Source organism: Bacteroides sp. 3_1_13, assembly GCF_001185845.1.
Classification (GTDB): domain Bacteria; phylum Bacteroidota; class Bacteroidia; order Bacteroidales; family Bacteroidaceae; genus Bacteroides; species Bacteroides xylanisolvens.
The window spans coordinates 2,043,731-2,066,439 of record NZ_KQ236955.1; the positions used below are offsets into that span (position 1 = coordinate 2,043,731).

At 43.5% G+C, this 22,709-nt stretch carries 16 protein-coding genes, 2 tRNA genes and 3 rRNA genes; 17 read left to right on the forward strand and 4 right to left on the reverse strand.

Annotation, left to right across the window (positions count from 1 at the left end):
- Nucleotides 1-67: 67 nt before the first annotated feature.
- Both HMPREF9009_RS07220 and HMPREF9009_RS07225 read right to left on the reverse strand, forming a co-directional pair.
- Nucleotides 68-580 carry a ferritin-like domain-containing protein gene (locus tag HMPREF9009_RS07220; protein ID WP_004304906.1) on the reverse strand — a complete coding sequence of 171 codons (513 nt, stop codon included), beginning with the start codon at nucleotides 578-580 and terminating at the stop codon, nucleotides 68-70.
- Nucleotides 581-825: 245 nt separating this feature from the next.
- Complete coding sequence (locus tag HMPREF9009_RS07225; protein WP_049701801.1) at nucleotides 826-2,922, reverse strand: BT4734/BF3469 family protein; 2,097 nt, start codon at nucleotides 2,920-2,922, stop codon at nucleotides 826-828.
- Nucleotides 2,923-3,060: 138 nt separating this feature from the next.
- On the opposite strand from HMPREF9009_RS07225, the gene HMPREF9009_RS07230 reads away from it, so the two are divergent.
- The 12 genes from HMPREF9009_RS07230 to der all read left to right on the forward strand — a co-directional run bounded on the left by HMPREF9009_RS07230 (nucleotide 3,061) and on the right by der (nucleotide 15,746).
- Nucleotides 3,061-3,498, forward strand: coding sequence for a DUF6078 family protein (locus tag HMPREF9009_RS07230; protein WP_004304904.1), 438 nt, complete (start codon nucleotides 3,061-3,063; stop codon nucleotides 3,496-3,498).
- 495 nt (nucleotides 3,499-3,993) lie between these two features.
- Nucleotides 3,994-5,547 (forward strand): ATP-binding protein, encoded by a 1,554-nt coding sequence (locus HMPREF9009_RS07235; protein ID WP_049701802.1) that lies wholly within the window; start codon nucleotides 3,994-3,996, stop codon nucleotides 5,545-5,547.
- Nucleotides 5,548-6,109: 562 nt separating this feature from the next.
- Nucleotides 6,110-7,638 (forward strand): 16S ribosomal RNA (locus tag HMPREF9009_RS07245).
- A gap of 205 nt (nucleotides 7,639-7,843) precedes the next feature.
- Nucleotides 7,844-7,917, forward strand: a tRNA-Ile gene (locus tag HMPREF9009_RS07250).
- Between the two features lie 77 nt (nucleotides 7,918-7,994).
- Nucleotides 7,995-8,071 (forward strand) — tRNA-Ala (locus HMPREF9009_RS07255).
- A gap of 157 nt (nucleotides 8,072-8,228) precedes the next feature.
- Nucleotides 8,229-11,108: ribosomal RNA gene (locus tag HMPREF9009_RS07260) — 23S ribosomal RNA — on the forward strand.
- A gap of 120 nt (nucleotides 11,109-11,228) precedes the next feature.
- Nucleotides 11,229-11,339, forward strand: a 5S ribosomal RNA gene (gene rrf / locus HMPREF9009_RS07265).
- Together the 16S, 23S and 5S rRNA genes with 2 tRNA genes alongside form the textbook arrangement of a ribosomal RNA operon.
- A 205-nt stretch (nucleotides 11,340-11,544) precedes the next feature.
- Nucleotides 11,545-12,123: a YceD family protein gene (locus tag HMPREF9009_RS07270; RefSeq protein ID WP_004313594.1), complete on the forward strand. Its 579-nt coding sequence runs from the start codon at nucleotides 11,545-11,547 to the stop codon at nucleotides 12,121-12,123.
- A gap of 12 nt (nucleotides 12,124-12,135) precedes the next feature.
- Nucleotides 12,136-12,321, forward strand: a complete 186-nt coding sequence (rpmF, locus tag HMPREF9009_RS07275) for a 50S ribosomal protein L32 (RefSeq protein ID WP_004296852.1) — start codon at nucleotides 12,136-12,138, stop codon at nucleotides 12,319-12,321.
- An 87-nt stretch (nucleotides 12,322-12,408) separates the two neighbouring features.
- Nucleotides 12,409-13,416, forward strand: coding sequence for a beta-ketoacyl-ACP synthase III (locus HMPREF9009_RS07280; RefSeq protein ID WP_049701803.1), 1,008 nt, complete (start codon nucleotides 12,409-12,411; stop codon nucleotides 13,414-13,416).
- Between the two features lie 86 nt (nucleotides 13,417-13,502).
- Nucleotides 13,503-14,384, forward strand: coding sequence for a GTPase Era (era, locus tag HMPREF9009_RS07285; protein ID WP_004308624.1), 882 nt, complete (start codon nucleotides 13,503-13,505; stop codon nucleotides 14,382-14,384).
- A 48-nt stretch (nucleotides 14,385-14,432) separates the two neighbouring features.
- Entirely contained in the window at nucleotides 14,433-15,746 is a 1,314-nt protein-coding gene (gene der / locus HMPREF9009_RS07290) for a ribosome biogenesis GTPase Der (protein ID WP_004308625.1), read from the forward strand.
- Between the two features lie 138 nt (nucleotides 15,747-15,884).
- On the opposite strand, the gene lptB is transcribed toward der, so the two are convergent.
- Nucleotides 15,885-16,646 carry an LPS export ABC transporter ATP-binding protein gene (gene lptB / locus HMPREF9009_RS07295; RefSeq protein WP_004308626.1) on the reverse strand — a complete coding sequence of 254 codons (762 nt, stop codon included), beginning with the start codon at nucleotides 16,644-16,646 and terminating at the stop codon, nucleotides 15,885-15,887.
- A gap of 75 nt (nucleotides 16,647-16,721) precedes the next feature.
- Here lptB and HMPREF9009_RS07300 point away from each other — a divergent pair, with 75 nt between their 5' ends.
- Nucleotides 16,722-17,465 carry an MlaE family ABC transporter permease gene (locus HMPREF9009_RS07300; protein WP_004308627.1) on the forward strand — a complete coding sequence of 248 codons (744 nt, stop codon included), beginning with the start codon at nucleotides 16,722-16,724 and terminating at the stop codon, nucleotides 17,463-17,465.
- Nucleotides 17,462-18,232, forward strand: coding sequence for an ABC transporter ATP-binding protein (locus HMPREF9009_RS07305; RefSeq protein WP_004308628.1), 771 nt, complete (start codon nucleotides 17,462-17,464; stop codon nucleotides 18,230-18,232). Before HMPREF9009_RS07300 ends, HMPREF9009_RS07305 begins: the two co-directional genes overlap by 4 nt.
- Before the next feature lie 66 nt (nucleotides 18,233-18,298).
- Here the strand turns inward: HMPREF9009_RS07305 and HMPREF9009_RS07310 are convergent, their stop codons facing one another.
- Nucleotides 18,299-18,544, reverse strand: coding sequence for an RNA recognition motif domain-containing protein (locus tag HMPREF9009_RS07310; RefSeq protein WP_004297160.1), 246 nt, complete (start codon nucleotides 18,542-18,544; stop codon nucleotides 18,299-18,301).
- Between the two features lie 675 nt (nucleotides 18,545-19,219).
- On the opposite strand from HMPREF9009_RS07310, the gene tig reads away from it, so the two are divergent.
- The 3 genes from tig (at nucleotide 19,220) to clpX (ending at nucleotide 22,628) form a co-directional block, all read left to right on the forward strand.
- Nucleotides 19,220-20,575, forward strand: a complete 1,356-nt coding sequence (gene tig / locus HMPREF9009_RS07315) for a trigger factor (RefSeq protein WP_009038956.1) — start codon at nucleotides 19,220-19,222, stop codon at nucleotides 20,573-20,575.
- A 143-nt stretch (nucleotides 20,576-20,718) separates the two neighbouring features.
- On the forward strand, nucleotides 20,719-21,381 hold the full coding sequence (clpP, locus tag HMPREF9009_RS07320) for an ATP-dependent Clp endopeptidase proteolytic subunit ClpP (RefSeq protein ID WP_004297164.1): 663 nt from the start codon (nucleotides 20,719-20,721) through the stop codon (nucleotides 21,379-21,381).
- Between the two features lie 2 nt (nucleotides 21,382-21,383).
- The gene (gene clpX, locus HMPREF9009_RS07325) at nucleotides 21,384-22,628 is read left to right on the forward strand and encodes an ATP-dependent Clp protease ATP-binding subunit ClpX (RefSeq protein WP_008641838.1); all 1,245 of its coding nucleotides are present in this window, start codon (nucleotides 21,384-21,386) and stop codon (nucleotides 22,626-22,628) included.
- Nucleotides 22,629-22,709 lie beyond the last annotated feature (81 nt).

Below are 22,709 nucleotides of genomic sequence, written 5' to 3' on the forward strand. Positions count from 1 at the left end.
TAATAGATAAAAGAGGGAATATCCCCTGCAGGATACACCCTCTTTTGCCTAATTATTATATTAGAATTTACTTGTCGAGGAATGATTTCTTCATTCTGGCGATGTCCGTCAGATAATCTTGTAAATCCTGTTCATGTTCTTCCTCTTCGGCAAGAATATGTTTGGCGATGTCGCAGGTAGTGAAATCTTTCCCATTGGTAAAATCTGCAATTTCCTGATAACGAAGGATTGCGCAGCGTTCGGAAGCTACATTGTCTTTCAGCAAACTGACAGAGTCGAACCCCTGCGGAGCATCATATTTGCATCTTGCCAACTCAAACCATTGCTTAGGGTCGAGCACCGGAACTCCTTCCAACTCAATGATACGGTCAGCGAGCAGTTGCGCATGTCTGCGCTCTTCTTCGGCATGTTCCTCAAATTCACCCTGTACATCGGCGCGCATGGCACCTTCCACTACTAATGCACCTACCCAATATTGATAGTATGCCAACCATTCTTCAGCTAATGCTGCGTTCAACTGTGCGATCAAACTTTCTACATCTAGTTTCCCTTGTAGAATTTTTACACTTTCTCTAGCCATAATTTTTATGTTTAGGTTACTATGTTTAAGTTGCCTATGTAACAGGCAGGGGAGATTTTTGTTTATGGCTCATTGAGAATTTAACAGAAAGATAGCTTTACCTACACATAAGTTTGTAAAGTGCTGTTTTATCTGCCACCTGCAACGAAATTGAATTATCTTATTGAAAATAAACGTATTACAGCGCTGCAGATACCTGTTGCAGATGCGTTGCAGATGTAGTATCTGCAACGCATCTGTTGGTCTTATAAAACTCGTACAACATGGTAGACAGTACCTCTGTGTACACGTTTCGACGGGATTTCATGTTTACGGAGAACTCGCCCGAACACACTTACCCGCTTGTTTGACAACGGTATGGCACTGTTTTTCTTTATATCTTCCAAAATCTCCGCCGGTGAGAGCCATTCACCGTCCTCTTTCTCTTTGGCCGGACGGAAATAACGGTAAAACAACTGTTCTTCGAGTGAAACTTGTTCAAATTCACGGTTGCTTCTGGTCATAATCTGTTCTTCGGACTGGTCGAACCAGTAACGTTCGCCATGATCGAGCTCATACATGGCCTGCGCATAAAGCTGTTCATAATCTATCGCCTTGTTTGTATCTATCGTTCCGGTTACTTCGATACAGATAAAGCGGCGGCTGCCCGTAGGGTCGGTCAGCAAATCCTTTTGGTTGCTCGTTGCGATGAATGAAGCATAACGGCGCATTTCAAGTACGGCGTTTCCATAAGGCTTGCGCATATTTACAATCGGTTTTTGCAGGATATGTTTCAGGTATCCTTGTTGGGTGGCGCTGATCTGGTCGAACTCGTCAATGTTGATGAGCGCAAAACGATTGAGATACAATTCGGCATCCGTCTTTCGTGAGAAATCGATGCTGTCCGTATAGTATGCACGCATGGCGGGCGGGATGAGGCTGCGGCAGAATGTCGATTTACGGCAACCTTGCGGGCCTACCAGCAGGGGCGAAACATTATTCGCATATTTCTTATCTGTCCCGCGCCAGTGCATGACCATGTTGAGAAACCAGCGGTGAAACAAGTCTACCCAATGCTTGTTTTCGCAGGGAACGGTTTGTGCCAGTCCGCGGATACGGTCTTTGCCGTCCCAGACGGGGAGATGGTAGAGGAAATCTTCCAACGGATTGAATACGGGGATGCGGTTGGAGTAGATATACCGGCTTATGTCCCTGTCCCATAGCGGAATACCTTCGGCTTGCGCATCTAGTGCGATACTGTTCAGCACCCGTTTGTTGATAGGATTGAAGTAAAAATGGAATGAGTTCCGTTCGCGGTATTCCACTTCTCCCACTTGGGTGTTGTAACGGAATTCGTAGCGCCTGTTCATAAACTCCTCTGTCTGGAGTGAGAGGTACTGTTCTTTCCCTAAGCTGCTCTTCTTTCCGAACCCTTTTTGTTCTTCATATACATTCTTGACCAACTGGCGGATGAGCACCTCTTGACGGCGCAGGTAATAGTGGAAAATAGTACGTTTCACCGTTTCCTCTTCGGGAATGCCCGAATGGAAGCAGTTGACTGCCAGTTGTGTCACCATAGCCTGAAAGTCTTCCCCTCTTTCGGGTGCACCTTCATCTTCCGCTTCGTAGATTTCTTCATGGGTCTTTCTCAAAGCCGCTTCGAAAAGCATGAATACAGCGCGCTCCGTGTCATATCCCGGTACGGCCCGTGTCAACGGTGACTTTTCCGAGCGTACCGCTTCCCGATAAGTCAGTTCTTCGGGCATCCCTGACGGTTGCGAGAGATAAAACGGAACGGAATCCGGTCTGTACATAAGTTCCGGGTCGTATGACAGTCGTGAATACTGTTCCAGACTAGGCTCTTTGGGTAAAATGCTGAACGGAATTTGCGGCTGATAGCATTTCACGGCCAAACGATAGGCATGCGCGTGAAATATCTCCGCTTCTTCTCTTTTCTGTGGAAGCGAATTGTCAGGGCGGGTAAATTTCGCCCATATTTTCACTGTCCGTCCGCTTGAACCGGTAAAGACGCAGTGAGTCTGCGGCTGTTCCCATGCCAATTGTTTTACTAATGCAATCTCCGGGCCGCCTGACAACGGTCCGACGGTCAGTTCTACTATTCCGTTATAACTTTTCATTTGTTTTCCACCTTCCGCCCTGCGGAATTCCGCAGCCGGAAGAATCTTCGGAAGCTTGTCTGCTTCGTAGCAGCGTGAGTCGGGCAGGGAATATCGCAACACTTCTCTGAAAGCGGACACAGGCTGTGTCTTTGTTTCTGTCCGTGTTTTTCCTATCCACGTTTCCATATCCATTGTAGTCAGCGCAGTAGTTTTGTCCTTGTCTCTTAATTGAGTGATTTTCATCTTTTGTTTTGTTAATAATATTCTGCTAAGTTAGTCATATTTGCCCGCTCTTGCAAATAAACATGGATATTTTATCTGTTTATCCTTTTTATCCGTACATTTGTAGAATTTAATAACAATAAAAACCGATAAACAGCAATGAAAGAACCATTCGATTATTCCATCGTTCCTTATACTTTCGGCTTGTGTGCAGCCGAAGAATGTCCGCGTGCCACGACTTGTCTGCGGCATATCGCCTTAGAGTATGCTCCGGCGGAGCGGGTTTTCCTGTCAATAATGAATCCCAACCGGCTGAAAGCGATGAAAAGTGCTTGTGATTATTACCGTTCCAATGAGAAAGTGCGTTATGCACGCGGCTTTATGCGTACGATTAGTGCTCTTACGGTTCGTGTGGCAGATACCTTTCGCTATCGTATGATTGAATATATGGGTAGAAAGAACTATTATTTGAAACGTAGGGGAGACATGAACCTTAGTCCGGTCGAACAACGGCGGATTATTGCCGTAGCCAAGGAGCTTGGCGTTAGTCTGGATGAGTATTTCGACGGTTACGTGGAGGATTATAACTGGGGTTAGTCTTGTATATCTCCTTCTCTGAAAATCTTTAGCTACGGTTTCGCTGTCGTTTCTCTATATGGAAACTCCAGTGTCTCTAGCGGGAAACGCTAGTATCTCTGGCTGGAAACTCTCGTTTCCATGCGCGGAAACTGTAGTTTCCCGCCTGGGAACCGGAGTTCTGACGCAGGAAACGAGCGCTTCAATGATAGGAAAATAAACTTTGATGCTTGGTGTGCAACATTTCTTCTTACCGCTGTGTTGCAGATGTTTTTATCTGCAACGTATCTGCAACGGTATCTGCAACGCTATAATTGTTTATCAGTCAGTTTGTTATTTCGATTTTGTTGCAGGTGGCAGATGTTTTTTTATTTTTCAAACTTTATTGTAGGGAAAATTAGAGGTAATAGTGGCTTGAGGAAAAGAATCTTTTAACCTTGCGTGAGAAGGAGTTCTATTAAAAATATATATCTTTGCAAGACAGGTGACTGGCGTTAATTTATAAAAGCAGAGATTATGAGCAATAAAATTTATCCTATCGGCATTCAGAATTTCGAAAAGATTCGTAATGACGGTTATTTCTATATTGATAAGACGGCATTGATGTATCAAATGGTCAAGACCGGAAGTTATTACTTCTTGAGTCGTCCGCGCCGTTTTGGAAAGAGTCTGCTCATTTCTACCTTGGAGGCTTATTTCCAAGGGAAAAAGGAACTGTTTGAAGGATTGGCTGTGGAAAAGTTGGAAAAGGATTGGATAAAGCATCCTATATTGCATCTCGACCTTAATATTGAGAAGTATGACACGCCGGAAAGTCTGGATAAAATATTGAATGATAATCTTGAATATTGGGAAAGCCAATACGGCACCCGTCCGTCTGAAACATCCTTTTCCCTGCGCTTTGCCGGTATCATTCAGCGTGCTTGCGAAAAGACGGGGCAACGTGTAGTTATTCTGGTAGATGAGTATGACAAACCTATGTTACAAGCCATTGGCAATGAAGAACTTCAAAAGCAATTCCGAAATACCCTGAAGCCATTTTATGGCGCTTTGAAAACGAAGGACGGGTATATAAAGTTTGCTCTGCTCACCGGCGTGACAAAGTTTGGCAAAGTCAGTGTATTCAGTGACTTGAACAATCTGGATGATATTTCAATGTGGAATGAGTATGTCGAAATTTGTGGTGTCAGCGAGCGTGAAATCCATGAAAATCTGGAAGCGGAACTACATGAATTTGCAGCAGCACGTGGAATAACGTATGATAAACTCTGTGAAGATTTGAGAGAGTGTTATGATGGCTATCATTTTACGCACAATTCAATCGGCATGTACAACCCGTTCAGTCTGCTGAACGCTTTCAAGCGTAAAGAGTTTGGTAGTTATTGGTTTGAAACGGGTACGCCTACCTATTTGGTGAAATTGCTAAAAAAACATCATTATGACCTGGAGCGGATGGCACATGAAGAGACCGATGTCCAAGTGTTGAACAGTATAGATTCTGAATCCACCAATCCCATCCCGGTAATTTATCAGAGTGGATACCTAACCATCAAGGGGTATGATGAAGAATTTGGAATGTATCGCTTGGGTTTCCCCAATCGCGAAGTGGAAGAAGGTTTTATCCGCTTCCTGCTTCCTTTTTATGCGAACGTAAATAAGGTCGAGTCGCCTTTTGAGATTCAGAAGTTTGTTCGTGAAGTGCGTTCCGGTGATTATAACTCTTTCTTCCACCGCCTGCAAAGCTTCTTTGCAGACACTACTTACGAAGTGATTCGGGATCAGGAACTACATTACGAAAATGTTCTTTTTATCGTTTTTAAACTGCTAGGTTTCTACACCAAGGTAGAGTATCATACGAGTGAAGGGCGCATTGATCTTGTCTTGCAGACTGATAAATTTATTTATATAATGGAATTTAAACTGAATGGCACAGCAGAAGAGGCTTTGCAACAGATTAACGATAAGCATTATGCTTTACCTTTCGAGACGGATGAGCGAAAACTTTTTAAAATAGGAGTAAATTTTAGCGCAGAAACTCGTAATATCGAAAAGTGGATCGTGGAATCTTGAATGTATATAGAATTTCTGTTAGGTATAGGAAAATAGAACTTACATTTGAGTGCACTATATAATAATGTATAGGTGTTCCATATAAGGATGTGTCTATCTGAAAAAACATACTCTATGACATCGTTATCAATCAATGAGTTACAAAAAAAGTTTCAAGAAAGAACCGAAAAATAGTCAGATATATTTGGATGTTATTGATAAGTTGTCTACTTTTGCACCCGCTTTGCTAGAGAGACAGAGCCTAATGGTTGACATTCTGCTACAAGATTAAGGCATCAGAAAATAAAAACAAAAAAAACTTCGAAAAAGTTTGGAAGTTATCTGAAAAAGTCCTTATCTTTGCATCCGCTTTCGCAAAGAAAGCAGGCGCGGCGGAAGCCACGTTAGTTCTTTGAAATATTGATAAACAATACAAGTAGTACAAGTAAAAAATAGAACCGTCAATACTTGTCCGAGAGAGTAGCGATACGATTGAAGATAATAGGTATTTGAATAAGGTCAATAAATTTACGGCATCCTGAACAGAGCAAAAAATCATCTTAACAGATGAAAAGATACTTTTACAATGAAGAGTTTGATCCTGGCTCAGGATGAACGCTAGCTACAGGCTTAACACATGCAAGTCGAGGGGCAGCATTTTAGTTTGCTTGCAAACTAAAGATGGCGACCGGCGCACGGGTGAGTAACACGTATCCAACCTGCCGATAACTCGGGGATAGCCTTTCGAAAGAAAGATTAATATCCGATGGTATATTAAAACCGCATGGTTTTACTATTAAAGAATTTCGGTTATCGATGGGGATGCGTTCCATTAGTTTGTTGGCGGGGTAACGGCCCACCAAGACTACGATGGATAGGGGTTCTGAGAGGAAGGTCCCCCACATTGGAACTGAGACACGGTCCAAACTCCTACGGGAGGCAGCAGTGAGGAATATTGGTCAATGGACGAGAGTCTGAACCAGCCAAGTAGCGTGAAGGATGACTGCCCTATGGGTTGTAAACTTCTTTTATATGGGAATAAAGTATTCCACGTGTGGGATTTTGTATGTACCATATGAATAAGGATCGGCTAACTCCGTGCCAGCAGCCGCGGTAATACGGAGGATCCGAGCGTTATCCGGATTTATTGGGTTTAAAGGGAGCGTAGGTGGATTGTTAAGTCAGTTGTGAAAGTTTGCGGCTCAACCGTAAAATTGCAGTTGAAACTGGCAGTCTTGAGTACAGTAGAGGTGGGCGGAATTCGTGGTGTAGCGGTGAAATGCTTAGATATCACGAAGAACTCCGATTGCGAAGGCAGCTCACTAGACTGCAACTGACACTGATGCTCGAAAGTGTGGGTATCAAACAGGATTAGATACCCTGGTAGTCCACACAGTAAACGATGAATACTCGCTGTTTGCGATATACAGTAAGCGGCCAAGCGAAAGCATTAAGTATTCCACCTGGGGAGTACGCCGGCAACGGTGAAACTCAAAGGAATTGACGGGGGCCCGCACAAGCGGAGGAACATGTGGTTTAATTCGATGATACGCGAGGAACCTTACCCGGGCTTAAATTGCATTTGAATAATCTGGAAACAGGTTAGCCGCAAGGCAAATGTGAAGGTGCTGCATGGTTGTCGTCAGCTCGTGCCGTGAGGTGTCGGCTTAAGTGCCATAACGAGCGCAACCCTTATCTTTAGTTACTAACAGGTCATGCTGAGGACTCTAGAGAGACTGCCGTCGTAAGATGTGAGGAAGGTGGGGATGACGTCAAATCAGCACGGCCCTTACGTCCGGGGCTACACACGTGTTACAATGGGGGGTACAGAAGGCAGCTACCTGGCGACAGGATGCTAATCCCAAAAACCTCTCTCAGTTCGGATCGAAGTCTGCAACCCGACTTCGTGAAGCTGGATTCGCTAGTAATCGCGCATCAGCCATGGCGCGGTGAATACGTTCCCGGGCCTTGTACACACCGCCCGTCAAGCCATGAAAGCCGGGGGTACCTGAAGTACGTAACCGCAAGGAGCGTCCTAGGGTAAAACTGGTAATTGGGGCTAAGTCGTAACAAGGTAGCCGTACCGGAAGGTGCGGCTGGAACACCTCCTTTCTGGAGCGATGTCGTAAGCGATGCTGTTACATGAATAATGTAAACCAAGTCATCGTAAAAATAGTGACTTTAAAGGTTCTGTTTTTTGTACTACTGGTACTTGTTTATTTATAATATATAGATCAACCATCTATAGAAGTATAGATAGAGATAAACAAGAGAAAAAAGAAGCCGAGTCTAGACGAAAGGTAGACAAGGTTGAACTAGTCCTATAGCTCAGTTGGTTAGAGCGCTACACTGATAATGTAGAGGTCGGCAGTTCAACTCTGCCTGGGACTACTTCGAGAATGTTGATGATTGTGTGGTAGTTGTAAGTTTCACTCTCAACTCTCCATTCTCCACTCTCAACTTATTCCGGGGGATTAGCTCAGCTGGCTAGAGCATCTGCCTTGCACGCAGAGGGTCAACGGTTCGAATCCGTTATTCTCCACCATCTCTGAAAAGAGAAACGATCTTTGACATGATGTACAAAAAGTAAAATTAAAAGTAAGAGCTAAAAGTATATATCAAACCGTACGTGTTCGAGTATGCAATATTGACAGCCGGAAGCAATTCCACAATCAATACCAATACGCGAATAAAACGTTTGAAAGAAAGTAAGCAAGGGCGCATGGCGGATGCCTTGGCTCTCGGAGGCGATGAAGGACGTGATAAGCTGCGATAAGCTTCGGGAAGGTGCAAATAACCTTTGATCCGAAGATTTCCGAATGGGACAACCCGTCATTCTGAAGGAATGACATCTTGCATAGCAAGAGGCTAACGCAGGGAACTGAAACATCTTAGTACCTGCAGGAAAAGAAAATAATAATGATTCCCCAAGTAGTGGCGAGCGAACGGGGATTAGCCCAAACCAATGTTGTTACGGCAATATTGGGGTTGTAGGACCACGATGTCGCAAGAACTTTAGTGAGAAGAATTCTTTGGAAAATGAAACCATAGACGGTGATAGTCCGGTATTCGAAGCTAAACGAAGCGTAGTGGTATCCTGAGTAGCGCGGGACACGAGGAATCTTGCGTGAATCTGCCGGGACCATCCGGTAAGGCTAAATACTCCCGAGAGACCGATAGCGAACCAGTACTGTGAAGGAAAGGTGAAAAGCACTTCGAATAGAAGAGTGAAATAGTCCCTGAAACCGTGCGCCTACAAGCGGTCGGAGCAGCGTAAGTTGTGACGGCGTGCCTTTTGCATAATGAACCTACGAGTTACTTTTTCCGGCAAGGTTAAGCATTTCAAAATGTGTAGCCGAAGCGAAAGCGAGTCTGAACAGGGCGATTAGTCGGAAGGAGTAGACGCGAAACCAAGTGATCTACCCTTGGTCAGGTTGAAGGTTAGGTAACACTAACTGGAGGACCGAACCGATAAGCGTTGAAAAGCTTCCGGATGAACTGAGGGTGGGGGTGAAAGGCTAATCAAACTTGGAGATAGCTCGTACTCCCCGAAATGCATTTAGGTGCAGCCTTGGGAATTACTACTGTGAGGTAGAGCGACTGATAAGATGCGAGGGCTTCACCGCCTATCAAGTCTTGATAAACTCCGAATGCGCAGTAGTTCGATCCCAGGAGTGAGGGCATGGGTGCTAAGGTCCATGTCCTAAAGGAGAAGAATCCGGACCATCAGCTAAGGTCCCGAAATAATTGCTAAGTTGAACTAACGAAGTCAGATTGCTAAGACAGCTAGGATGTTGGCTTGGAAGCAGCCATTCATTTAAAGAGTGCGTAACAGCTCACTAGTCGAGGAGTTTGGCGTGGATAATAATCGGGCATTAAGCAATTTACCGAAGCTATGGGATCAGTAATGATCGGTAGGGGAGCATTCCACTCTGCGTCGAAGGTGAAGCGTGAGCTTTGCTGGAGCGTGTGGAAAAGCAAATGTAGGTATAAGTAACGATAAAGGGGGTGAGAAACCCCCTCGCCGAAAGACTAAGGTTTCCTGATCAACGCTAATCGGATCAGGGTTAGTCGGGTCCTAAGGCTCAGCCGAACGGTGAGGCCGATGGCAGAACAGGTTAATATTCCTGTACTACCTTAAGGAGTGACGTGGAGACGGAGCAGTGATAGCGCCGCGGACTGACGGAATAGTCCGTTGAAGGGTGTAGATGTTGATCTTTGCAGGCAAATCCACAAAGAGAGTCGAACCTGATAGTATGGAACGTTCTTCGGAACAATCCAATAGTGCGTGTAAACATACTCCCAAGAAAATCCGCTAAACTTAATCTTTAAGGTACCCGTACCGCAAACGGACACACGTAGTCGGGTTGAATATACTAAGGCGCTTGAGTGATTCACGGTTAAGGAACTAGGCAAATTGACCCTGTAACTTCGGGATAAAGGGTCCCAACGAGAGTTGGGCGCAGAGAATAGGTCCAGGCAACTGTTTAACAAAAACACAGGGCTGTGCAAAATTGAAAGATTACGTATACAGCCTGACACCTGCCCGGTGCTGGAAGGTTAAGAGGAGATGTCATCGCAAGAGAAGCATTGAATTGAAGCCCCAGTAAACGGCGGCCGTAACTATAACGGTCCTAAGGTAGCGAAATTCCTTGTCGGGTAAGTTCCGACCTGCACGAATGGTGTAATGATCTGGACACTGTCTCAACCGTGAGCTCAGTGAAATTGTAGTATCGGTGAAGATGCCGATTACCCGCGATGGGACGAAAAGACCCCGTGAACCTTTACTATAGCTTAACATTGAATTTGGGTAATTGATGTGTAGGATAGGCCGGAGACTTCGAAGCAGGTACGCCAGTATTTGTGGAGTCGCTGTTGAAATACGGCCCTTTGATTATTTGAGTTCTAACTCGTAGTTGCGAGGACACTGTTTGGTGGGTAGTTTGACTGGGGTGGTCGCCTCCAAAAGTGTAACGGAGGCTTCTAAAGGTGCCCTCAGGACGATTGGTAACCGTCCGTAGAGTGTAATGGCATAAGGGCGCTTGACTGGGAGACAGACAAGTCGATCAGGTAGGAAACTAGAGCATAGTGATCCGGTGTTTCCGCATGGAAGGGACATCGCTCAAAGGATAAAAGGTACTCCGGGGATAACAGGCTGATCCCTCCCAAGAGCTCATATCGACGGAGGGGTTTGGCACCTCGATGTCGGCTCGTCACATCCTGGGGCTGGAGAAGGTCCCAAGGGTTGGGCTGTTCGCCCATTAAAGTGGCACGCGAGCTGGGTTCAGAACGTCGTGAGACAGTTCGGTCTCTATCTATCGTGGGCGTATGAAATTTGCGTGGCTCTGACACTAGTACGAGAGGACCGTGTTGGACTGACCGCTGGTTTACCAGTTGTGCCGCCAGGTGCATCGCTGGGTATCTAAGTCGGGATTGGATAAGTGCTGAAAGCATCTAAGTACGAAGCCAGCCACAAGATTAGATTTCTTAGGGTCGTTAAAGACGATGACGTTGATAGGATGCAGGTGTAAAGGTGGTAACATCAAAGCCGAGCATTACTAATTGCCCGTTCACTTTCTTTCAAATATGTACCGGTTGGGTATATACGTTTAGCGGATTACTGATACAGAAACTGGAAACAGAGAACAGAAACATAGTAGTAATAACTTGAGATTTTACTTTTCATCATGTCATAACCTTATTCAGGTGGTTATAGCACGAGGGTTCCACCTCTTCCCATTCCGAACAGAGAAGTTAAGCCTCGTCACGCCGATGGTACTGCGTAACAGTGGGAGAGTAGGTAGCCGCCGTTTTAAAGAAGCCTCGCTTGTCTATTGACGGGCGAGGCTTTCTGTTTTTTATTACTTTGGTATTTATACCGCCCTTTTTAGCAGATACAAACCTCATAATACCTATTAAAAAAGTGAATATTTACTGATAATTTGTATGTTATGAGGATATTTATTTGTATCTTTGTCGCCCGAATTGTAAGCTAACGATTTAAAAAAGAGAGAAGCTTTGGGAAAATTTGATAAATACAAAATTGACTTGAAAGGTATGCAAGCAGACTCTGCTAAGTATGAGTTTGTATTGGATAACCTTTACTTCGCTCACATTGATGGTCCTGAAGTTCAGAAAGGAAAGGTCAATGTTACATTGACTGTGAAAAGAACCTCTCGTGCTTTCGAGCTGAGTTTCCAAACTGACGGTATGGTATGGGTACCATGCGACCGTTGTCTGGATGATATGGAGCTACCTATCAGTTCTTCTGATAAACTGATGGTAAAGTTTGGTCATGAATATGCAGAAGAAGGTGACAACCTGATTGTGATTCCCGAGGAAGAAGGGGAAATCAACGTTGCATGGTTCATGTATGAATTTGTTGCACTGTCTATTCCGATGAAGCATGTACATGCTCCCGGTAAGTGTAATAAAGCGGTAACTAGTAAATTGAACAAGCATTTGAAAACAAATGCAAATGAGGATAGCGATGATACTTTCGACACAGGTGGAGATGACATCGTAATTGAGGAAGAAGTGGAGGAACAAATTGATCCTCGCTGGAATGAATTAAAAAAAATATTAGATAATAATTAAAGTTTTAAGAAAATGGCACATCCTAAGAGAAGACAATCAAGTACGAGACAAGCGAAGAGAAGAACTCATGATAAGGCAGTAGCTCCTACATTGGCTATTTGTCCGAATTGCGGCGAATGGCACGTTTACCACACAGTATGTGGTGCTTGTGGCTATTACAGAGGTAAGCTCGCTATTGAGAAAGAAGCAGCTGTATAATTAGTACAGTTATACTGAAAACAGCCTGAGGGTAAAGCTCTCCGGCTGCTTTAAGTATTATAGTATTGCTAATTTAAAATAGGTTTGATGGAAAAAATAAATGCAGTAATCACAGGAGTCGGCGGGTATGTTCCCGATTATATCTTAACTAACGACGAGATATCAAAAATGGTGGATACCAACGACGAATGGATTATGACTCGTATCGGAGTAAAGGAGAGACATATTCTGAATGAGGAAGGATTAGGTAGTTCATACATGGCACGCAAAGCTGCCAAACAGTTGATGAAGAAAACTGGTGCTAATCCTGATGACATTGATTTAGTTATTGTCGCTACCACTACTCCTGACTATCACTTCCCTTCTACAGCTTCTATTCTTTGTGATAAACTCGGACTAAAGAATGCTTTTGCCTTCGACTTGCAGGCTGCTTGTAGCGGTTTCCTGTATTTGATGGAGACAGCTGCTAATTTCATCCGTTCGGGAAGATATAAGAAAATTATCATTGTCGGTGCCGATAAGATGTCGTCAATGGTTAACTATACAGATCGTGCTACATGCCCTATCTTTGGTGACGGTGCTGCTGCCTTTATGGTGGAACCGACTACGGAAGATTACGGAATCATGGATTCGATACTGAGAACTGATGGCAAAGGATTGCCTTTCCTCCACATGAAAGCTGGTGGTTCGGTTTGTCCTCCGTCTTATTTCACAGTAGACAATAAAATGCACTATTTGCACCAGGAAGGAAGAACAGTGTTTAAATATGCTGTATCCAACATGTCGGATGTATCTGCTGCTATTGCAGAAAAGAATGGTCTGACGAAAGATAATATCAACTGGATTGTTCCGCATCAGGCGAATGTCCGCATTATCGAAGCCGTGGCTCACCGTATGGAGGTGCCAATGGATAAAGTGTTGGTAAATATTGAGCATTACGGTAACACCAGTGCTGCTACTCTTCCTTTGTGTATCTGGGATTATGAAGATAAACTCAAGAAAGGTGATAATATCATTTTCACTGCATTCGGTGCCGGATTTACATGGGGCGCAGTTTACGTGAAATGGGGTTATGACGGAAAAAAGGAATCGTAACGTAAGTTACTGAACTATAACACTCAAAAACGCATCCTATTTCGATTCGATGCGTTTTTTTGTCTCAACCAATAAAATGAAGAGAAATGCATAAAGCAGGTTTTGTAAACATTGTAGGAAATCCGAATGTCGGAAAATCGACATTGATGAATGTCTTGGTGGGTGAACGTATTTCGATCGCTACTTTCAAGGCGCAGACAACTCGTCACCGGATTATGGGAATCTATAATACGGATGAAATGCAGATTGTTTTTTCTGATACTCCGGGAGTATTGAAGCCCAATTATAAACTACAGGAGTCGATGCTGAATTTTTCTACTTCGGCATTGACGGATGCGGATATCTTGCTTTATGTGACTGACGTGGTGGAGACGCCGGATAAGAATAATGAGTTTATGGAGAAGGTACGCCAGATGACGGTGCCTGTGCTCCTGCTCATCAATAAGATAGATCTTACAGATCAGGAAAAACTGGTAAAGCTGGTGGAAGATTGGAAAGAACTGCTTCCCCAAGCCGAAATTATTCCGATTTCTGCTACATCGAAGTTCAATGTGGACTATGTGATGAAGCGAATCAAAGAACTGTTGCCCGATTCTCCTCCTTATTTTGGAAAGGATCAGTGGACGGACAAGCCTGCCCGTTTCTTCGTGAATGAGATTATCCGGGAAAAGATTCTGCTCTACTACGACAAGGAGATTCCTTATTCGGTGGAAGTGGTCGTAGAGGAGTTTAAGGAAGAGCCGAAGAAGATTCATATTCGTGCGGTGATTAACGTGGAACGTGATTCGCAGAAAGGAATTATTATCGGTAAACAGGGCAAGGCGTTGAAGAAGGTAGCTACCGAGGCTCGCCGCGAACTGGAACGTTTCTTTGGAAAGACTATTTTCCTCGAAACGTATGTGAAAGTGGATAAGGATTGGCGTAGTTCGGATAAGGAGCTGCGTAATTTTGGTTATCAGTTAGATTAAGAGTATTCATGCGACTGTGATAGTCGTGAAAAAACAAGGTATTGAACTATGGGTAATTTAGTTGCAATTGTAGGACGCCCGAATGTGGGCAAGTCTACCTTATTTAACCGTCTGACGAAGACTCGTCAGGCTATTGTGAATGAAGAAGCGGGTACAACCCGCGACAGACAATATGGCAAGTCCGAGTGGCTGGGCCGTGAGTTCTCCGTGGTGGATACCGGCGGATGGGTGGTTAATTCGGATGATGTTTTTGAAGAGGAAATCCGCAAGCAGGTATTATTGGCAGTGGATGAAGCGGACGTTATTTTGTTCGTTGTGGATGTGATGAACGGAGTGACCGATCTGGATATGCAGGTAGCGGCTATTCTGCGCCGTGCTAATAGTCCGGTGATTATGGTTGCCAATAAAACGGACAATCATGATTTACAGTATAACGCTCCCGAGTTTTATAAACTGGGATTGGGCGATCCGTATTGTGTTTCTGCCATGACAGGAAGTGGTACGGGTGATTTGATGGATTTGATTGTCAGCAATTTCAAGAAGGAGTCTTCTGAAATCCTGGATGATGATATTCCTCGTTTTGCTGTGGTAGGACGCCCGAATGCCGGAAAGTCTTCCATTGTAAACGCGTTTATTGGGGAAGAACGTAATATCGTGACAGAGATTGCAGGGACTACCCGTGACTCGATCTACACTCGTTACAATAAATTCGGATTTGATTTTTACCTGGTAGATACGGCAGGTATCCGTAAGAAAAACAAGGTAAATGAAGACTTGGAATATTATTCGGTGATTCGTTCGATTCGTGCCATCGAAGGTTCGGATGTTTGTATTCTGATGTTGGATGCAACGAGGGGTGTTGAGAGCCAGGACTTGAATATCTTTTCTCTGATTCAGAAGAACCAGAAAGGATTGGTAGTCGTGATTAATAAATGGGACTTGGTGGAAGATAAATCAGTGAAAGTGCAGAAGACATTTGAGGAAGCTGTCCGTTCACGTTTTGCTCCGTTTGTCGATTTCCCGATCATCTTTGCTTCTGCGTTGACCAAACAACGTATTCTGAAAGTGCTGGAAGAAGCACGTAATGTATATGAGAACCGGACGACAAAGATTCCGACAGCTCGTTTGAATGAAGAAATGCTCCCGCTGATCGAGGCTTATCCGCCTCCCTCAAATAAAGGTAAGTATATCAAGATTAAATATATCACACAGTTGCCGAATACGCAAGTGCCTTCATTTGTCTATTTTGCCAACTTGCCGCAGTATGTGAAGGATCCGTACAAACGTTTCCTCGAAAATAAGATGCGTGAGAAATGGAATCTGACAGGTACTCCGGTTAATATTTATATTCGACAGAAGTAAAGTTCACCACAGATTAACACAGATTTCCACAGATTAAAAATAAAAAACGGGCTAATCAATTTACAAGTTTTGTATCATTTGATTAGCCCGTATTCTTTATGAAATATCAGTGGAAATCTGTGTTAATCTGTGGTGAATCTATTTCTCCAACTGGAAATCTTTTCTGCGTAAAACGAAGCTGTTACTCAAGTATTTTTCACGCACAATCTGATTCTCCGATAATTCTTCCGGTGTTCCCTGGAAAAGAATCTTTCCTTCGAACAGCAGATAGGCGCGGTCGGTGATACTAAGTGTCTCCTGTACGTTGTGGTCGGTAATCAGGATTCCGATATTCTTATCTTTCAGCTTCCAAACAATTTGCTGGATATCTTCTACGGCAATCGGGTCTACACCGGCAAAAGGTTCGTCAAGCATGATGAATTTGGGGTCGATGGCAAGACAACGGGCAATCTCCGTACGGCGGCGTTCACCTCCGGACAACTGGTTACCTTTGTTTTTGCGTACCTTTTGCAGACGGAATTCTGCTATCAGGCTTTCGAGTTTTTCCTTTTGATATTCTTTGGGCTTGTTAGTCATTTCCAGTACGGCGGCGATATTATCTTCCACACTCATCTGGCGGAAAACGGAAGCTTCCTGTGCAAGGTAGCCGATTCCCGTTTGCGCTCGTTTGTAAACCGGATATTTGGTAATCTCCAGGTCGTCGAGGAAAATACGTCCTTCATTCGGAGTAATCAGCCCTACGGTCATATAGAATGAAGTCGTCTTACCGGCACCGTTCGGTCCCAGCAAACCTACAATCTCACCTTGCTTCACATTGATGGAAACGTGGCTCACAACGGTTCGTTTACCGTACTTCTTAACCAGGTCTTCCGTGCGGAGCACCATCTTGCTTTCTTCCATATTCTAGTTATTTTGCGGCAAATGTAGTAAAAATAAGCTGAAATAATGTACATTTGCAGACAAATAGTGTGAGTTATGATAAAAGCATTGAGAACCGTCGGGAGATATTTCATGCTGATGGGACGGACTTTTTCCCGTCCCGAACGTATGCGTATGTTCTTCCGGCAATACCTTAACGAGTTGGAGCAACTAGGTGTGAACTCCATCGGCATCGTGCTGTTGATTTCGTTTTTCATCGGCGCGGTTATTACCATCCAGATCAAGTTGAATATCGAAAGTCCGTGGATGCCTCGCTGGACAGTGGGGTATGTGACACGTGAAATTATGTTGCTGGAATTTTCTTCCTCTATCATGTGTTTGATTCTTGCGGGAAAAGTAGGATCGAATATCGCTTCGGAATTAGGAACGATGCGGGTGACGCAGCAGATTGACGCGCTCGAAATTATGGGTATCAATTCGGCAAACTACCTGATTCTGCCTAAGATTACGGCGATGGTAACTGTGATTCCTATTTTAGTGACGTTCAGTATCTTTGCCGGAATTATCGGTGCCTTTTGTACCTGTTGGTTTGCCGGGGTGATGAATGCGGTCGATCTGGAATATGGATTGCAATATATGTTTGTGGAGTGGTTTATTTGGGCCGGTATCATCAAATCCCTCTTTTTCGCGTTTATTATTGCAAGTGTGTCTGCTTTCTTCGGATATACGGTGGATGGTGGATCGATTGCTGTGGGAAAGGCTTCTACGGATGCCGTAGTATCCAGCAGTGTATTGATTCTGTTTGCGGATTTGATATTAACTAAACTTTTGATGGGATGATTGAGATTAAAGGACTTTATAAATCATTTGATGATAAAACGGTATTGAGTGATATCAATGCTAGTTTTGAAAATGGAAAGACGAACTTGATTATCGGTCAGAGTGGCTCCGGTAAGACGGTATTGATGAAGTGTATTGTAGGATTGCTTACTCCGGAGAAGGGGGAAGTCTTATATGACGGACGCAACCTTGTCTTGATGGGGAAGAAGGAGAAAAAGATGCTTCGCAAGGAGATGGGGATGATTTTCCAGAGTGCGGCTCTGTTTGACTCGATGACGGTGTTGGACAATGTGATGTTTCCGTTGAATATGTTTAGCAATGATACTTTGCGTGAGCGTACCAAACGGGCGATGTTCTGCTTGGATCGTGTGAATCTGGGGGAGGCGAAAGATAAGTTTCCGGGAGAAATCAGTGGGGGGATGCAGAAACGTGTGGCTATTGCACGTGCGATTGCCCTGAATCCGCAATATTTGTTTTGCGATGAACCGAACTCGGGACTTGATCCGAAAACGTCATTGGTGATTGATGATCTGATTCATGATATTACGCAGGAATATAATATGACGACCATTATCAATACGCATGATATGAATTCTGTATTGGGAATTGGCGAGAAAGTGATTTATATTTATGAAGGACATAAAGAGTGGGAAGGGACAAAAGATGATATCTTTACCTCTACCAACGAACGATTGAATAACTTTATCTTTGCTTCAGACTTGCTCCGTAAAGTGAAGGACGTGGAAGTGCAAGGAATGGAAGGGTAATAAAAAAACTTCTGTCATCGGGGTGACAGAAGTTTCTTTTTTTCTTAGCTATATTAGCGTCGGCAATTAAGCTCTAGGTCTAGCTTCTTTAACTACCATTGTACGGCCCATGTATTCAGCTCCGTTCAATTCAGCAATAGCTTTTGCAGCTGCAGCGTCGTCTTCCATTTCGATGAAAGCGAATCCTTTGGATTTACCGGTTTCACGGTCCATAACAACTTTAACTGATGATACTGCTCCGTAATCTTCCATCACTTGTTGCAGATCTCCTTCCTTAACACGGTAGTTAAGGTTTCCAACATAAATGTTCATAATGAAAATGATAAAAAATAAATAAATGAATAAAACTCTCTGGACAGATGGTTACTAATAAAAAGATTAAAACGACAGAGAGTTTACAAATGCGTTTCGTAACGGAAGTAAAAACCTTGTAATCAAATCGAGAAACTAATGGTCCATCAATCCGCAGCAAAGAAAAGAATAATTTTTGGATTAACCATCTTTTTGGAAGGTTAATTTGCGGATTATCAGAAAAAAAAGTTCTTTCCTTTTCTCTTGAAAGAAAAGAAAGAACCAAAGAAAAGTTGGAGAAAGCCCTCACGCTCGGTATCCTCAAGCGAGCTTGTGGCTACACTCACTAAATCGGGCTTTTCAAGGCTGACTTTTTTCTCCTACTCGCTTCCTTCACTTCGCTAAAGGGCAGAAACTCGCTTCGCTCAAACAGTCTGCCCTTCTTAACGCTTCGTTACGGGCGCTCGCTTGACGGAGAAAAAAGTAGGCCGGGGGACCTGCGGCGTGGTCGTTGCTGATGGTTTATTGTTGTTTATATATGAGGAATTGATGAAATAATTAATAAAAGATGTGTGAAAGATGGGTGGCGTTGCTGAAATAAATCTGCAATGTCTTTTGAAATTTGAAAGATTAGCACTAATTTTGCACCCTCTTTGAGTATAGAACAAAGTATAAATCAAATAAATAATTGTCAGAATGAACGTTTCATTACAAAACATTGACAAAGTAAGCGCAGAGCTTACTGTAAAGCTTGAGAAAGCAGATTATCAGGAGAAAGTAGACAAAGAGTTGAAATCACTCCGTCAGAAGGCACAGATTCCGGGATTCCGTAAAGGTATGGTGCCGACAAGTCTTATTAAAAAGATGTATGGTAAATCGGTGATTGCAGAGGTTGTGAATAAGGCATTGCAAGAAGCTGTTTACAATTATATTAAAGATAATAAGGTGAATATGTTGGGTGAGCCGTTGCCTAACGAAGAAAAGCAGCAGAATATTGATTTCGATACAATGGAAGAGTTCGATTTCGTGTTCGATATCGCTTTGGCACCTGAATTTAAAGCAGAAGTAAGCGCTAAAGATAAAGTAGATTATTATTCTATCGAAGTTTCTGAAGAAATGATCGACAACCAGGTGAAGATGTACACTCAACGCACTGGTAAGTATGATAAGGTAGACGCTTACGAAGATAATGATATGTTGAAAGGTCTGCTGGCACAGTTGGACGAAGAAGGCAATACAAAAGAAGGTGGTATTCAGGTAGAAGCTGCTGTGTTGATGCCTGCTTATATGAAGAATGACGATCAGAAAGCTATTTTTGCTAACGCAAAAGTAAATGATGTATTGGTGTTCAATCCGAATGTTGCTTATGACGGACATGCTGCTGAACTGGGTTCTTTGTTGAAGATCGACAAGGAAATCGCGAAAGATGTTAAGTCTGACTTTAGCTTCCAGGTAGAAGAAATCACTCGTTTTGTTCCGGGTGAATTGACACAGGAAGTGTTCGACCAGGCATTCGGCGAAGGTGTTGTGAAGACTGAAGAGGAATTCCGCGCTAAGATTAAAGAAGAAATTGCAGCAAGATTTGTTGCTGACAGCGATTATAAGTTCCTGATCGATATTCGCAAAGTGATGATGGAAAAAGTAGGTAAGTTGGAATTCTCTGACGCTCTGCTGAAACGTATCATGTTGCTGAATAACGAAGAAAAGGGCGAAGAATATGTTGCTGAAAACTATGATAAGAGCATCGAGGAACTGACTTGGCACCTGATTAAGGAACAGTTGGTTGAAGCAAACGAAATCAAAGTAGAACAGGAAGATGTTCTGAAGATGGCTAGAGAAACAACGAAGGCACAGTTTGCTCAATACGGTATGTTGTCTATCCCTGATGATGTGCTTGATAACTATGCACAGGAGATGTTGAAGAAGAAAGAAACTATCAATAATTTGGTAAGTCGTGTTGTAGAAGTGAAGCTGGCTGCTGCTCTGAAAGCGCAGGTTACTTTGGAAAACAAGAACGTTTCAATCGAAGAATTCAATAAGATGTTTGAATAATCATTCGGTTGAATAGAATATAAAGTCACAGAAACACAGAGTTTTTATAAAATTATAACTCTGTGTTTTTTTGTGTCTCTGTATTCTTTTTCGTTTCTTTGTACTTACGTTTATTTTTAATTTATAAGAAAGGAACAATTAACATGGATGATTTTAGAAAATACGCAACCAAGCATTTAGGAATGAATGGCATGGTATTGGATGATGTGATTAAATCGCAGGCCGGGTATTTGAATCCCTATATTCTGGAAGAAAGACAGTTGAACGTTACTCAACTCGACGTTTTCTCCCGTTTGATGATGGACCGCATCATTTTCCTCGGTACACAAGTAGATGACTATACAGCGAATACGCTTCAGGCACAGTTGCTGTATCTGGATTCTGTTGATCCGGGTAAGGATATCTCTATCTATATCAACTCTCCGGGCGGAAGTGTATATGCCGGACTGGGCATTTATGATACGATGCAGTTTATTTCAAGTGATGTTGCTACCATCTGTACAGGTATGGCAGCTTCAATGGCGGCTGTATTGCTTGTTGCCGGTGCTGAAGGCAAACGTTCTGCGTTGCCTCATTCACGTGTGATGATTCACCAGCCGATGGGTGGTGCGCAAGGACAAGCGTCGGACATTGAAATCACAGCTCGTGAGATTCAGAAATTGAAGAAAGAACTTTATACGATCATCGCCGATCATTCGCATACTGATTTTGATAAAGTATGGGCGGACTCTGACCGCGACTACTGGATGACAGCTCAGGAAGCGAAAGAATACGGTATGATTGATGAGGTATTGATTAAGAAATAAAAATGGCTGATTCAAAGACAAAGAAAAGGTGTAGCTTTTGTGGACGGTCGGAGAATGAAGTCGGATTCCTGATTACGGGAATGAACGGCTATATCTGCGACAGTTGTGCTACCCAGGCTTATGAGATTACTCAGGAGGCATTGGGCGAAGGCAAGAAAAGCGCGGGAGCTACCAAACTCAATTTAAAAGAACTGCCCAAACCGGTAGAAATCAAGAAATTCCTCGACCAGTATGTGATCGGACAGGATGATGCAAAACGCTTCCTTTCCGTATCGGTCTATAACCATTATAAACGTCTGTTGCAAAAAGACAGCGGGGATGATGTGGAGATTGAAAAGTCGAACATTATTATGGTAGGTAGTACCGGAACCGGAAAAACGTTGCTTGCACGTACGATTGCCAAGTTGCTGCACGTGCCGTTTACTATTGTAGACGCTACGGTGCTGACAGAGGCCGGTTATGTAGGCGAAGATATCGAAAGTATTTTAACCCGTTTGCTTCAGGTGGCAGATTATAATGTACCTGAAGCGGAACAGGGTATTGTGTTTATCGACGAGATCGACAAGATAGCCCGCAAAGGAGATAACCCTTCCATCACTCGCGATGTGAGCGGTGAAGGTGTACAGCAGGGATTGCTGAAATTACTCGAAGGTTCTGTTGTGAACGTACCTCCCCAGGGTGGTCGTAAGCATCCGGACCAGAAGATGATTCCGGTAAATACCAAAAATATTCTCTTTATCTGTGGCGGCGCTTTCGATGGTATCGAAAAGAAGATTGCCCAACGGTTGAATACACATGTCGTAGGTTATACGGCGTCGCAGAAAACAGCGACGGTGGACAAGAATAACATGATGCAGTATATCGCTCCGCAGGATTTGAAGTCATTCGGACTGATTCCCGAAATTATCGGTCGTCTTCCGGTACTGACCTATTTGAATCCGCTGGATCGGAATGCGCTTCGTGCTATCCTCACCGAACCGAAAAACTCTATCATCAAGCAGTATATCAAACTGTTTGAAATGGATGGTATCAAGCTCACATTTGAAGATGCTGTCTTCGAATATATCGTCGATAAGGCGGTGGAATATAAGCTGGGTGCCCGTGGATTGCGCTCTATTGTGGAGACAATCATGATGGATGTCATGTTTGAAATCCCTTCAGAGGACAAAAAAGAGTATAAGGTGACGCTGGATTATGCAAAGATGCAACTGGAAAAAGCGAATATGGCACGACTGCAAACTGCTTAAAATCAAAGAGTAAGGCTACAAAAGATGATCGTAACTGTATTTTCTTAAAAATATTAGTCGCATTTTGCTTGGTAATTACGA